This is a genomic window from uncultured Azonexus sp., assembly GCF_937982035.1.
GTDB lineage: Bacteria > Pseudomonadota > Gammaproteobacteria > Burkholderiales > Rhodocyclaceae > Azonexus.
The window spans coordinates 85,140-97,966 of record NZ_CALJNI010000012.1 but is presented as its reverse complement, the minus strand read 5'-3'; the positions used below and the strand labels follow the sequence as shown (position 1 = coordinate 97,966).

Below are 12,827 nucleotides of genomic sequence, written 5' to 3'. Positions count from 1 at the left end.
AAAAAAGAAGCTCAGCCTTTGAGCATGGCGCGCAGACGTTCCTCAAGGCTGCCCAGCGTCGCCGTTGTCTCGCCCGTATTGTCGAAAATCTTGATCAGCCCCTGTGCCTTTTCCATCACCATCGCCGAAATTTCCTCCTCCAGTTCCGAACTCAGCCCGAGCGGCGTGAAGGAAATCACCAGCTGATCCATCAATTCACGAACCTGGGTAACGGCCTCACGACGAGCCAGTTCGGCATGTGTCACGCAATCGTGAATGGTTTGTTGAATATCCGGCAATAGTTCGACGATACCGTTCTGCGTCAGGCGGAAGCGCTGATCCGCGACCATCGCCTGAATACGTGCATCGGCCATTTCGGCACCAATCGCCAGATGGTCACGCAAACGACCGCAAAGATCGGCATCGGCGATTGGCATGTTGTTAACGAGCACGGTCAGGTGATCGAAATTGTAGGCACTGCAACGCTTGAACTGGAAAATCCGGTCCAGTTTCGCTACATGCGCGATGGTTCCGGTTTCCATCGGATGATCGCGACCCGCATCGCCCAGGGTAAAAGTCAGGCTGGGCATGCGGACCTGGACCGCCCCCTGCAGCCGGAAACTGTGCAGCATGCCGAGTACCGCCTGCGCAACGGCTTCGGCGTCCGGACTCTCGTTCAGCGCCCGCATGAACTTGATCAGCGCGGCATATTCATCCATGTTCGACAGCAACAACGAACTCAATTCCTCAGAACTGGCCAGTTGCTGCTTCATCAGTTCGCGCTGCTCGATACGATCCCTGATGCAACGGATCTGGTAGCGAACTTCATCAATCACATACGGCTTGACGATGAAATCCTCACCGCCTGCTTCATAGCCGGTCAGGCGAAATTCCGGCAATGCATTGTGTGCGATGAAAACCACCGGGATAGCCGCCGTATCGGCACGCAATTTGAGTTCGCGACACAAGGCAAAACCATCATGATCGGGCAGCGTGACATTGAGCAACAGGATATCCGGTCGCTGGGCTGCCAGTCGCCGCATGCAGCCTTCCGCCGAGGTGAAAAACTCGACTTCGTATTCGTAGGCAAATACTGATTCGAGGATGACATCGGACATCACGTCATCATCGACACAAAAAATCCTCAGTCGTCCACTCACACGGCCTCCGATTCATCATTGAGCAAGTCGAGAAAAGGCCGGGCAATCTCTTCCGGCAACAACTCGCAGACATTGAGCGCCTGCTGACGGCCAAGCACGAAGGGATCCTCTTGGCGGCGCTCGAAAGTCGGCGAAACATAAGCCATCGCCCAGGTCGGCATCAGCAACTGCTCCCCGTTTGTGTGCGACAGGATGCGCAATTCACGGTGGCGTGGATCGCGCTCGATGCGAGCATACAGCGCTTCGACCTCAGCCTTCGGCCCTTCGAGGAACTGCAGGAAACGACGCCCCCGGAAAAGCAGGATGCCGGAAACTCCCGCCTGGTTATTGCGCGTTTGTGACAGGCGGAGGATGTCCAGAACATCCGCTTCGGTCAACTTATCGCTGGCCAGGCTCTCATATACGATTTGCGTGAATGGCATGTGCTGCGCTCCCTTGCCAAAACTATTGTTTGAATAGTTCGGCAGGTTAGCAGAAGCCGGTGTTCACGGTAGTGACGGATATCAAGCTTTTCCGGAAGTTCCGGACGGCAAAAGTGCCATGTGGGAAATTTACCGTGATCCGGCTTCGTCAAGATAGCCCGCCAGTTGCGCTGCCGGCATCGGCCGGGCAAACAGGTAGCCTTGAAACTCCTGGCAGCCGAGCGCGTTGAGCACCGCCAGTTGAGTCTGCTTTTCCACGCCTTCGGCGACCACCCGCAGATTCAGGCTGTGCGCCAGCGAGACGATGGCGCGGGTGATGGCCAGTCCGCCATTGCCTTGATCGCATTCGAGCACGAAGGAGCGGTCGACCTTGAGGATGTCGATCGGGAAACGCTTGAGGTAGGCAAGCGAGGAGTAACCGGTGCCGAAGTCGTCGACCGCGATGTAGACGCCCATCGCCTTCAGTTCATTGAGCACGGCCAGCGTGCGCTGGACGTCGCCCATCAGCACACCCTCGGTGATCTCGAGTTCGAGGTTTTCCGGCGGCAGTCCGGCTTCTGCGAGGACGGTGCGGACCAGCGCAGCCAGGTCCTTTTCCCGGAACAGGCTGGGCGAAATATTGACCGCCACGCGTAGATGCCCGTGGCCGGCAGCCCGCCACCTGGCCGCTTCCCGACAGGCGGTGCGCAGCACGAAAACCGTCAGTTGGCCGATCAGGCCATTCTCTTCGGCCAGCGGAATGAAACGCACCGGCGACACGCTGCCGAATTCGGCGCTCTCCCAGCGGACCAGGGCCTCGAAACCGAAGGGACGGCCCCGGGCATCGACCTTGGGTTGATAGACGACGTGCAACTCCTCCTGCTCGACTGCCCGGCGCAGCGCCGAGTCGAGCGCCAGACGGTCGCGCGCCTCGGCATTCAGCGACTCGGTGTAGAACTGGAACTGCCCTTTGCCCAGTTTCTTGGCATGATGCATGGCCGCGTCTGCATGGCGGAGCAGGACACCGAGGTCGGCACCGTCGTCGGGGAAGACGCTGACACCGATGCTGCAATCGACGCGGACTTCCTGGCCGTCGAGCATGACCGGTTCGCCAATCGCGTTGCGAACCCGGCGCAGGATGTGCAAGGTGTCGCTGAGGCCGCCATCGTCGCCAAGGATGAGCACGAATTCGTCGCCGCCGTAACGGGCGACGGTATCGGTATCGCGCAGGCAGGATTTGAGTCGGCGGGCCACTTCGACCAGCAGTTTGTCGCCGGCACCATGCCCCAGGCTGTCGTTGATCAGCTTGAAGTTGTCGAGATCGACGAAAGCCAGCGAGCCCTTGGTCCCTCGACGCTGGGCCAGGTTGAGCAATTGCTGCAGGCGGTCCTGGAGCAGGTTGCGGTTGGGCAGCCCGGTCAGCGGATCGTGCGTCGCCTGGTATTCGAGTTGTTGCCGGTAATTGTGCTGGGCGGTCACATCCTCGACCGTCCCTTCGTAATACAGCGCCTCACCCTCGGGGCTGTACACCACGTGGGCATGTTCGGAAATCCAGATGCGGCTGCCGTCGCGGCGATAGACCTCGGATTCGAAATCGGTCACCCGTCCGTGCTCGCGGATCAGGGTCTTGAATTCCTCGCGTCGCCCGGCCTCGACGTAGAGTCGGCCGGCGATGTCGGACAGGCCGGCGATCAGCGCCGCCGGATTCTCGTAGCCATAGAGTTCGGCGAGCGCCCGGTTGGCGGCAAGGTAATGACCGTCGATCGAGGTCTGGAACATGCCGACCACGGAATCCTCGAAAATGCTGCGGTAGCGCAGCTCGGCATCGGCCAGTTGACGCTGGCTCTCGACCTGCTCGGTGATATCTTCGATGAAGCCTTCGAGTACCCGCTGTCCTTTCTCGTCGAACACCACAGCACCGCGCTCAAGCACCCACTTGACCGCCCCGCGCCGATGCACGATCCGGTACTGGGCGCGATAGCGACCGCTGCCGGCCATCGCTGCGGAAATCACCCGCCGCACCTGGGCCCGGTCTTCGGGATGGGTGATCACCTCCAGCGACGTGACCTTGTTGTGTTCGAGTTCGTCCGGGCAATAACCGGTCAGCTCGCGACTGCCGTCGCTGACGAAGTGCATCGTCCACTGCTCGTCGATGGCGCAGCGAAAGACCATCCCCTCCAGGTTGTGCACAAGTACCTGCAGCACGCGGTCGGTGTCGATGCCATTCCAGGCTGATTCACGACGCTTGCGCAGGACAGGAAGAAAACCGTTGGGTGATGCAATATCGTTCACGATGCAGATACATTGAGTCATTACGATGAATCATTAGCAAAAACCTTGCCTGCTCAAATTCAAGCACTTTTCGCAATATTTCCGGGAAAACCATAACAATTCGTCAGTTTCCAAACAGCGGCGCACCAATACGGTGCAATCAATTCAGGAAAGCGCATAACTCCCCCCCGGGCGCCCGGCCGATGCACCGATCCCGGCATCGGACAACACCCGGCCGTTGTCGGCAATCCACGCAAAAACCGCATCGACCGCACGCGTTGCGTCGTCGAAATATTCCTGAGCGCCGACCGTCACCCCGCCGGTGCCGAGCACCCGCTGGCGCAGCAAGCGCACCATGTGCTGAACGGCATGCTCGGCCTTGCGGTTCATCGCCCCGCCCTCGCCGGCCTGCTTGAGGATGGATTCGGCCCGGCCGATCAGGAACAGCAGCCGCACCCGGGCAACCGCCGAGCAGCTACCGCGCGTCGTCACGCTCAGGCCGACAGCACGCGCCTGGCCCAGGCATTCGGTCAGCGCCGGCAGGCGGGTGGCGTAGTTGCGCACCAGATTGCGTTCGCCGCGCCCGGCGACCAAGGGCTCAAGGCGGGCTTCGCCAAGCGCGGCCAGCCAGCGCAGCAACTGCTCGATCAACTGGCTGTGCTCGACGATGCTCTGCTCGACCGACAACTGCCCCAGGCGTTCGCGCAATCCGCCCCAGTGATGCCGGAACAGGCTCAGCTCGTTGGCCGTCAGGCAGGGATGGGGTTTGCCGGACTCGCTGTCGGCCAGCGGCCGCAGTGCCTGGAACAGGCCCTCGATTTCCCGTGCCTTGCTCTCCAGCTTGCTGCCGAATCCCTTGTCGCCGGCCAGCCAGGCTGAGCTCATGCCGCGGTGCTGCTGGAAATGCGCCGTCAGCGCCAGCAAGGTCCGGCAGGCGTCGAGGTTGAGTTCGAGCGACTGGCCGGCGTCGCGCCGACTGTGCCGGTGATGCTGCGCCAGCGTCAGCAGCGCGATCAGCACGGCTGCCCCCAGGAGCGAATAAATGACCCAATCCATGGCTGCCTCACTCGTATTGATATTGGTTCAGGGCGCCGTTCAACTGCCCGGCCAGCTCGCTCAGGTAACGCGACAGTTCGCTGTTCTCGCTGACCAGATGCTCGTTGGCATCGGCCAGTTGCGCCACCTGCTCGATGTCGCGGGCGATGTTCTGCCCGGCCTCGCTCTGTTCGCGGCTGGCAGCCGCGATATCGCGGATCAGTTCCAGCGTGCGCTGGGCGTTTTCCTCGACCCGGCGCAATTCGCCAACCGCCTCGCCGGCATCGGTCAGGCTGGCCGTCGCCTCGTCACGGGTCTGCGCCATGGCGGCAATCATCCCGTCGACCTCGTGCCTGACGCCCTCGATACGCTCGCCGATCTCGCGGGTGGCAACGCTGGTCCGTTCGGCCAGCTTGCGCACCTCGTCGGCGACCACGGCAAAGCCGCGTCCCTGCTCGCCGGCGCGCGCTGCCTCGATGGCGGCATTGAGCGCCAGCAGATTGGTCTGGGTGGCGATATCGGAAATCAGTCCGACGATGGTGTCGATTTCGCGCGAGCGCTCGCCGAGCCGTGCCGCACCGGCCGCCGTGCGCTCCACCGTCGCGGCCAGCCCGGACAGGCTGTCGGACAGGCTGCCGACCCGACTGGCACCGGCCAGCGCCATCTGCCGCGATGCTTCGGCCACACCGGCGGCGCCCTGCGCACTGTCGCTGGTGACGCCGAGACTGACGGTCAATTGCTCCAGCGTGGCCGACGAGGAAAATGTGATGTCGCGCTGCCGGCGCACGCCGGCATCGCCGCCACTGGCGTTCTGCTTGCTCTCACTGGCGACGCTGGAAATCTCCTGCGCCATCCGGGCGAAAACCAGGAACAGCCCGGCCAGCGAGCGGGCCATGCCGTTCAGGCGCTCGGCCAGCGGCGCCAGAACGCCGCAATCGCGGCCGTCGAGACGGGCCACCAGCTTGCCGCCGGCCAACTCCAGCGCGAAGCGGTCGATCTCCACCAGTCCCTGCTCCAGGCCACGAACCAGACGCAGCGACAACCAGGCCGACAACAGCAGCACAGCACCGCCCAGCCAGCCGAGGTAAACCGGCCAGCCGCCGGCAAATCCCAGCGCAATGGCGGCGCCGGCGGCCACCGCCAGCAACCAGCAGGCAAGCTGGGGACTACGTAAATTGACCAGCAAAGGTCGTGAAACAGGCACATCGCTCTCTGTCATGGGGCCCTCGTCATTGATTGACTGTTGTGCAGTGCAATATGCAAGAGCCTTGCCATCTGGAATCCGAAAATCATCACTATTGGAATCAACGAGATAAATAAAAACACCATTCGCTGATACAGCAAAAATCCCAAAATCGGGGCATTGCGGATGCGCATCGCCGCAAGGCGCGCACCGGCGTGGTGCCCTCCCCGGCAATACACAATCCGGTCGGCATCGCCGTGCCCGGCAGCTATAATTGCGTCTTTTCAAAGCATTGGAATTTGTCTCATGGAAGCAGAACGGCTGAACAGCATCTCCAACAAGCTCGACGACCTGGCGCAGCGCGCCGACGAGCTACGGAGGTATCTTTGACTACGATCACAAACGTGAGCGTCTGACCCTCCTCAACCAGGAGATGGAAGACCCGAAGATCTGGGACGACCCCAAGCGTGCCCAGGAACTCGGTCGTGAGAAGAAGGCCCTGGAAGACATCGTTCTCGTCCTCGAGGAAGTCGATGGCGCGATCAACGACGGCCGCGAACTCTTTGCCATGGGCAAGGAAGAAGGCGACGACGACACGCTGCTGTCGGTCGAAGCCGACAATGCCGGCATCGAGGAAAAAGTCGGCAAGCTTGAATTCCGCCGCATGTTCAACAATCCCTCCGACCCGATGCCCTGCTTCCTGGAAATCCAGGCCGGTGCCGGCGGTACCGAAGCCCAGGACTGGGCATCGATGCTCCTGCGCATGTACCTGAAGTTCGGTGAAAAGAAGGGCTTTTCCGTCGAGGTCATGGAAGAGTCGGAAGGCGACGTCGCCGGCATCAAGAGCGCCACCGTCAAGTTCACCGGCGACCACGCCTACGGCACGCTGCGCACCGAAACCGGCATCCACCGCCTGGTCCGCAAGTCGCCGTTCGACTCGAACGCCCGCCGCCACACCAGCTTCACCTCGGTCTTCGTGTATCCGGAAGTCGATGACTCGATCGAAATCGAGATCAACCCGGCCGACGTGCGCACCGACACCTACCGCGCTTCCGGCGCCGGCGGTCAGCACATCAACAAGACCGACTCCGCCGTGCGTCTGACCCACGTCCCGACCGGCATCGTCGTCCAGTGCCAGAACGACCGTTCGCAGCACCGCAACCGCGACGAAGCCTGGCAGATGCTGCGCGCCCGACTCTACGAGTTCGAACTGCGCAAGCAGCAGGCCGAGCAGCAAAAGCTGGAGGATGCCAAGTCCGACATCGGCTGGGGCCACCAGATCCGTTCCTACGTGCTCGACCAGAGCCGGATCAAGGATCTGCGCACCAACTTCGAGACCGGCAACACACAGGCCGTACTCGACGGCGACCTCGACGACTTCATCGAGGCCAGCCTGAAACAGGGCGTGTGACGCCCAACCTGTTCGCCGGATTGCCGTCGGCCGCGCTGGCCGACGAGCAATTCGCGACGATTCTGCAGCGCCCGGGACTGCGCATCGAGCGCATCGTTTCCACCGGGCAGGCCAGCCCGCCGGATTTCTGGTACGACCAGGACGAAGGCGAATGGGTGGTGCTGCTGCAGGGCGAAGCGAAACTACGCTTCGCCGACGAAGCCGACGCCCGCCACCTGCGCGCCGGCGATTTCATCGACATTGCCCCACACCGCCGGCACCGTGTCGACTGGACGGCGCCGGATCAGGCCACCGTCTGGCTGGCCGTTTTCTACGCCGCCTGATCAGGCAAAGACGATGTGGCCGACGGTGCGCAGCGCGATGCCGATGCAGGCACCGAGCGCCGCCGGTTTCCACACCTTGGCAACACGCGGCCCGGCCGCGATCAGCACGGCAACACCAGGCAGGTCGAAGGGCGAGATCAGCACGGCAACACCAGGCAGGTCGAAGGGCGAGATCAGGAAACCGGCACTGCTGTTGAGCAGTTCGACGCTGATCTGACCGGCGCGACGCATCTCGTCCATCACCCCCATCATCGCCGTGCCGCCGGCCAGGTACTTGGTCAGTGCCGGCAGCACCAGCGCCCGGTCGATCGCCAGCGCATCGAGCAGCGGCGCCAGCAAGGTCGTCAGCAGATCGATGGCACCGAAAGTGCGCAAGGCGGTGACCACCACCAGCGACAGCACCAGCATCGGGATCGCGCCGACCGCCAGCTTGAAGGCCTCGGCGCCGGCCCGGTTGATCACGTCGAGCACGCCCTTGGCGCTCTCGGCCACCGGATGCGAAAGGTGTTCGTCGACCACGCCCTCGGCCGCCGACAGCGAACGTCCGAACAGGTAATAGGTCGCCGCCGCCGCGGTCAGGCCGCCGAGCAGCGACCACAGCAGGGTCAGGCCGATGTCGAGGCCCATGGTCATCATCGGCAGCGCCGCGTTGGCCTGCGACATCGCGAAGACCATCGCCAGCGTTGCCGCGATGTGGCGGTCCGACGCCCCGCGCTGATCCATCATGGTCAGCGTCGCCATCGGCGCGGCAAAGCTGACGAAGTTGATCTGCAAGGCCGCGAACACGCCCAGCCCGGTCAGGCCGAAGGGCTTCAGCACCGGCGCCAGTTTCGCCACCACCCAGTCGAGCGCGCCGCGTGCTTCGAGCAAGCGCATCAGCGACAGCATCACCACCATCACCGGCAGCAGGATGAACAGCGAAAGCTCGACCGCCGAACGGCCGGCCTTGAGGAGTATTTCGATCAGGATTTCCATGGGGCGGGATTATGGCATTGGCGGGAAGAATTGCCCCCTTTCCCTTGTTCCGCCCCCCCGAATCGGCGAAAATCTCCCCTTTCCGCGCCAGTCAGCGCCAAACCCCGATTTACCCAAGGATTTCCCGATGTCCAACGCCGAACAGCAACAAGACGAGAACCACATCATCGCCGAGCGCCGCGCCAAGCTGGCCGAGCTGCGCCAGGGTGGGGTCGCCTTCCCGAACGACTTCCAGCGCGAGAACACCGCGCAGAAGCTGCACGACGGCTACGGCGAGAAATCGGCGGAAGAACTCGAAGGCCTGCCGGTCGAGGTCAAGGTCGCCGGCCGCATGATGTTGAAGCGGGTCATGGGCAAGGCCTCGTTCGCCACGCTGCAGGACGTTTCCGGCCGCATCCAGGTCTATGTCGCTCGCGACAAGGTCGGCGAGGACGTCTACGCCGCGTTCAAGGGCTGGGACCTCGGCGACATCCTCGGTGTCGTCGGCACGCTGATGAAGACCAAGACCGGCGAACTGACCATCCAGGCCAGCCAGATCCGCCTGCTGACCAAGTCGCTGCGCCCGCTGCCGGACAAATTCCACGGCCTGGCCGACCAGGAAATGAAGTACCGCCAGCGCTACGTCGACCTGATCATGAACGAGGAAACACGCTTCACCTTCCGCGCCCGTTCGGCCATCGTCCAGTCGATCCGCAACTACATGTGCGGCCACGGCTTCATGGAAGTCGAAACGCCGATGATGCACCCGATCCCCGGCGGCGCTGCGGCCAAGCCCTTCATCACCCACCACAACGCGCTCGACATGCAGCAGTTTCTGCGCATCGCGCCCGAGCTCTACCTCAAGCGCCTGGTCGTCGGCGGCTTCGAGAAGGTCTTCGAAATCAACCGCAACTTCCGCAACGAAGGTCTGAGCCCGCGCCACAATCCCGAATTCACGATGATGGAGTTCTACGAGGCGTATGCGAACTACCACACGCTGATGGACTTCACCGAAGGCCTGATCCGCCACGCCGCGCGCGAAGCGCTGGGCAAGGAAGTGTTCGAATACCAGGGCCGAGAACTCGACCTGTCCAAACCCTTCCACCGGCTGACCATCACCCAGGCGATCCAGCGCGAGCAGCCGTCGTTCACCGACGAACAACTGGCCGATGCCGAATTCCTCAAGGCCAAGATCGTCGCCTTCGGCGAGAAGGTTAAGCCGGGCGGCCTCGGCAGCCTGCAACTGCAATTGTTCGAAGCCTGCGCCGAAGCCCAGTGCTGGGAACCGACCTTCATCATCGACTACCCGGTCGAAGTCAGCCCGCTGGCCCGCGCCTCCGACAGCAACCCGGAAATCACCGAACGCTTCGAGCTGTTCATCGTCGGTCGTGAAATCGCCAACGGCTTCTCGGAGTTGAACGACGCCGAAGACCAGGCCGCCCGCTTCCAGGAACAGATGAAAGCCAAGGACGCCGGTGATGAAGAGGCAATGTATTACGACGCCGACTACATCCGCGCGCTGGAATACGGTCTGCCCCCGACCGGTGGCTGCGGTATCGGGATTGATCGCTTGATCATGCTGTTGACCGACTCCCCCGCCATCCGTGACGTGATTCTCTTCCCCTCCATGCGTCCGGAGTAATGCAAATCCGTCAGCTCCAGGTGGCTTGCGATGCGGTTCAGGATCGGCTGACCCTGCGCGTCGCGACACAAGCCAACGAGGAGTTCCGGGTATGGATCACCCGGCGTTACCTGCGCGAATTGTGGCCGCATCTGGTGGCCATGCTCGCCGGGCATCTGGCGGCGCGGCCGCAGGCAGTGGCCGAAAAACCGGCGGCGTCCGCCGCGCCGCAGTCGAGCTTTGACCAGCCGTTCAAGGAAGACAATCCCAGCTTTCCGCTCGGATCGACGCCGCTGCTGGCCAGCGAAGCGACGCTGACGGCAAGCGGCGACGGGCTGGCCAGGCTGATCTTCCGCGAGGGGCGCGAGCGTAGTTTCACGCTGAATCTCAACAGCGAACTAATGCAGGCGCTGTGCGCCATGCTGCGCAAATCGGCCGAGCAGTCCGGCTGGGCGCTGGCGCTCGATTACGCGCCGAGCGCCGCGGCCGAATCACCGACCCTGCCGGCCGAAGACCAGAAACCCGGCCTGCTCCACTAGTGGAACCGCTGCGCCCCGCCCGGCTCGAATTCGCCGACGACGGAACACCGTACTCGAGCGTCTACGGCGATGTCTATCACTCGGCCCACGGCGGCCCGGCGCAGGCCCGCCACGTTTTCCTCGGCGGCAACGAACTACCACAGCGCTGGCAGGGACGCGACCGCTGCGTCATCCTCGAAACCGGCTTCGGCCTCGGGCTGAACTTCCTCGCCACCTGGCAGGCCTGGCGCGCCGACCCGCAACGCTGCCGGCGGCTGCACTTCGTTTCCTTCGAAAAACACCCCTTCTCCGCCGCTGACCTCGCCGTCGCCCAGCGCGCCTGGCCGGAGTTCGCCGAACTGGCGGCGCAACTGCAGGCCCGCTGGCCGCTGCTGACGCCGGGCGTGCATCGCCTTTTCCTTGACGACCGGCAGGTCATCCTGACCCTGTTCTTCGGCGACGCGACGACGCAGTTGCGCCAGCTCGACGCCTCGGTCGACGCCTTTTTCCTCGACGGCTTCTCGCCGGCCAGGAACCCCGAGCTATGGACGCCGGAACTGTGCCGCGCGCTGTCGCGCCTCGCTGCACCGGGCGCCACGCTGGCCACCTGGTCGGTCGCCGGCCACGTCCGGGCAGCACTGGAAGCCGCCGAGTTCGACCTGGAAAAACGCCCCGGTTTCGCCAGCAAACGACAGATGCTGCACGGCCGCTTCCGTTCGCGCCGGCCCGATCGCCACGCACCGCCGGCCGACCGCCGCGCCGTCGTCATCGGTGCCGGCATCGCCGGCTGCACGGCGGCCAGCGCCCTGGCCGGCGCCGGCTGGCAGGTCGACATCGTCGAGCGTGCGCCGACACCAGCCACCGGCGCCTCGTGCAACGTCGCCGGCGTGCTGCGGCCCTTGCCCAGCGCCGACGACAACCGTCTGTCGCGCCTGACCCGCGCCGGCTACCTGGCCACCCGCGCCCTGCTGCAATCGCTGCCCGATGCCCGCTGGTCGCCCTGCGGCGTCCTCCACCTCGGCCGCGAGCCGCTGCACGAGGCGACCCAGCGGCGCGTCGTCGACCGCCTGCAACTGCCCGCCGAACTGCTGCAGTTTGTCGACCGCGAGCGCGCCGGCGAGATGCTCGGCCTGCCGGTCGAGGCCGGCGGCTGGTGGTTCCCGCAGGGTGGCTGGGTCAATCCGGCCTCGGTCTGCCGCGCCGCGCTGGCGGCTTTTCCCGGGCGCATCCGCGAACGCTATGAGGTCACGGTCGACCGTCTGGAACGAACAACAAATGGCTGGCGCCTGCTCGCCGCCGACGGCGGCGAGATCGCCAGCGCGCCGGTCGTGGTCATGGCCGCAGGCGTCGGCGCCCCGGCCTTCGCGGAGTTTGCCTGGCTGCCGCAGAAAAGCGCCCGCGGCCAGGTCACCCACCTGCCGCCCGACCCCATGCGTACGCTGGCGCACGTCGTCTGTCGCCACGGTTACGCGATGCCCGAGGTCGACGGCATCCGCCTGACCGGCGCCACGCTGCAGCCGAACGATCCCGATCCTTCCGTACGCGCCGACGACCACGCCGAGAACCTGGCCCGGCTGCGCCTGAGCCTGCCCGGCTACCTCGGCCCGGAAGATCCGGTGCCGCTAGCCGGCCGTACCGGCTTCCGGCCGATGTCGCCGGACCGCCTGCCGATCGTCGGCCCCCTTCCCGATCCGGCCGCGATCCGGGGCCAGCCGCGCCTGCCGGCGCTGCCGCGCCACCCCGGCCTGTGGTGCGTGCAGGGCTTCGGCGCGCGTGGCATCGTCTGGTCGGCGCTGATGGCCGATCTGCTGGTCAGCCGCCTGGAAGGCGACCCGCTGCCGCTGGAAATCGACCTTGTCGATGCCGTCGATCCCGGCCGCTTCCTGCTCAAATCGCGCGCCCGGCCACAAGACGACGATGCCTTCGACGACCGCACGTGAATAAGCTTAGCTGCAGAAGTGATTGGCGGAA

Annotated in this window: 11 protein-coding genes; 5 read left to right on the top strand and 6 right to left on the bottom strand. The window is 64.1% G+C overall.

Translation table 11 applies throughout. The features are described from left to right. Window positions 1-11: 11 nt before the first annotated feature. The 5 genes from Q0799_RS09625 to Q0799_RS09605 form a co-directional block, all read right to left on the bottom strand. Window positions 12-1,139 carry a response regulator gene (locus Q0799_RS09625; protein ID WP_298397671.1) on the bottom strand — a complete coding sequence of 376 codons (1,128 nt, stop codon included), beginning with the start codon at window positions 1,137-1,139 and terminating at the stop codon, window positions 12-14. After that, window positions 1,136-1,561, bottom strand: a complete 426-nt coding sequence (locus tag Q0799_RS09620) for a BLUF domain-containing protein (protein WP_298397668.1) — start codon at window positions 1,559-1,561, stop codon at window positions 1,136-1,138. Before Q0799_RS09620 ends, Q0799_RS09625 begins: the two co-directional genes overlap by 4 nt. Before the next feature lie 129 nt (window positions 1,562-1,690). Next, on the bottom strand, window positions 1,691-3,832 hold the full coding sequence (locus Q0799_RS09615) for a bifunctional diguanylate cyclase/phosphodiesterase (protein WP_298397665.1): 2,142 nt from the start codon (window positions 3,830-3,832) through the stop codon (window positions 1,691-1,693). Between the two features lie 144 nt (window positions 3,833-3,976). Then, on the bottom strand, window positions 3,977-4,867 hold the full coding sequence (locus Q0799_RS09610; protein ID WP_298397662.1) for a nitrate- and nitrite sensing domain-containing protein: 891 nt from the start codon (window positions 4,865-4,867) through the stop codon (window positions 3,977-3,979). Window positions 4,868-4,874: 7 nt separating this feature from the next. Further along, window positions 4,875-6,065 (bottom strand): methyl-accepting chemotaxis protein, encoded by a 1,191-nt coding sequence (locus Q0799_RS09605; RefSeq protein WP_298397659.1) that lies wholly within the window; start codon window positions 6,063-6,065, stop codon window positions 4,875-4,877. Between the two features lie 270 nt (window positions 6,066-6,335). Here Q0799_RS09605 and prfB point away from each other — a divergent pair. Further along, window positions 6,336-7,440 (top strand): peptide chain release factor 2 gene (prfB, locus tag Q0799_RS09600; protein WP_298397656.1). Its coding sequence is split into 2 segments (ribosomal slippage): window positions 6,336-6,416 and window positions 6,418-7,440, totalling 1,104 coding nucleotides; the frame shifts between segments, so codons are not numbered across the junction. Next, window positions 7,437-7,763, top strand: a complete 327-nt coding sequence (locus tag Q0799_RS09595) for a cupin domain-containing protein (RefSeq protein WP_298397654.1) — start codon at window positions 7,437-7,439, stop codon at window positions 7,761-7,763. Before prfB ends, Q0799_RS09595 begins: the two co-directional genes overlap by 4 nt. On the opposite strand, the gene Q0799_RS09590 is transcribed toward Q0799_RS09595, so the two are convergent. Then, on the bottom strand, window positions 7,764-8,738 hold the full coding sequence (locus Q0799_RS09590) for a nucleoside recognition domain-containing protein (RefSeq protein ID WP_298397651.1): 975 nt from the start codon (window positions 8,736-8,738) through the stop codon (window positions 7,764-7,766). 127 nt (window positions 8,739-8,865) lie between these two features. Between Q0799_RS09590 and lysS the strand changes: the two genes are divergently transcribed. The 3 genes from lysS to mnmC are packed head-to-tail and all read left to right on the top strand — an operon-like array spanning window position 8,866 to window position 12,796. Continuing rightward, entirely contained in the window at window positions 8,866-10,359 is a 1,494-nt protein-coding gene (lysS, locus tag Q0799_RS09585; RefSeq protein WP_298397648.1) for a lysine--tRNA ligase, read from the top strand. Beyond that, window positions 10,359-10,877: a hypothetical protein gene (locus Q0799_RS09580; RefSeq protein WP_298397645.1), complete on the top strand. Its 519-nt coding sequence runs from the start codon at window positions 10,359-10,361 to the stop codon at window positions 10,875-10,877. Before lysS ends, Q0799_RS09580 begins: the two co-directional genes overlap by 1 nt. Further along, the gene (gene mnmC / locus Q0799_RS09575) at window positions 10,877-12,796 is read left to right on the top strand and encodes a bifunctional tRNA (5-methylaminomethyl-2-thiouridine)(34)-methyltransferase MnmD/FAD-dependent 5-carboxymethylaminomethyl-2-thiouridine(34) oxidoreductase MnmC (protein ID WP_298397642.1); all 1,920 of its coding nucleotides are present in this window, start codon (window positions 10,877-10,879) and stop codon (window positions 12,794-12,796) included. The genes Q0799_RS09580 and mnmC overlap by 1 nt, the downstream gene beginning before the upstream one ends. The last annotated feature ends 31 nt before the right edge of the window (window positions 12,797-12,827 follow it).